Genomic DNA, 532 nt, shown 5'->3' with positions numbered 1-532 from the left:
GGAAACGATTCTCCATAGAAAGGAGGTGATCCAGCCGCACCTTCCGATACGGCTACCTTGTTACGACTTCACCCCAATCATCTACCCCACCTTCGGCGGCTGGCTCCCTTGCGGGTTACCCCACCGACTTCGGGTGTTGTAAACTCTCGTGGTGTGACGGGCGGTGTGTACAAGACCCGGGAACGTATTCACCGCGGCATGCTGATCCGCGATTACTAGCAATTCCGACTTCATGTAGGCGAGTTGCAGCCTACAATCCGAACTGAGACCGGCTTTTCTAGGATTGGCTCCACCTCGCGATTTCGCTTCCCGTTGTACCGGCCATTGTAGTACGTGTGTAGCCCAGGTCATAAGGGGCATGATGATTTGACGTCATCCCCACCTTCCTCCGGTTTGTCACCGGCAGTCTGCTTAGAGTGCCCAGCTTGACCTGCTGGCAACTAAGCATAAGGGTTGCGCTCGTTGCGGGACTTAACCCAACATCTCACGACACGAGCTGACGACAACCATGCACCACCTGTCTCCTCTGTCC

1 rRNA gene is annotated in these 532 nt (G+C 55.6%); it reads right to left on the bottom strand.

Annotation, left to right across the window (positions count from 1 at the left end):
* Positions 1-18: 18 nt before the first annotated feature.
* Positions 19-532: ribosomal RNA gene (locus WA407_RS26295) — 16S ribosomal RNA — on the bottom strand; the annotation flags it as partial.

The organism is Paenibacillus sp. 203, from assembly GCF_037027525.1.
Taxonomy (GTDB): Bacteria; Bacillota; Bacilli; order Paenibacillales; family Paenibacillaceae; genus Paenibacillus; species Paenibacillus polymyxa_B.
The sequence above is the reverse complement of the archived record's forward strand: the minus strand, read 5'-3'. Positions and strand labels throughout refer to the sequence as shown.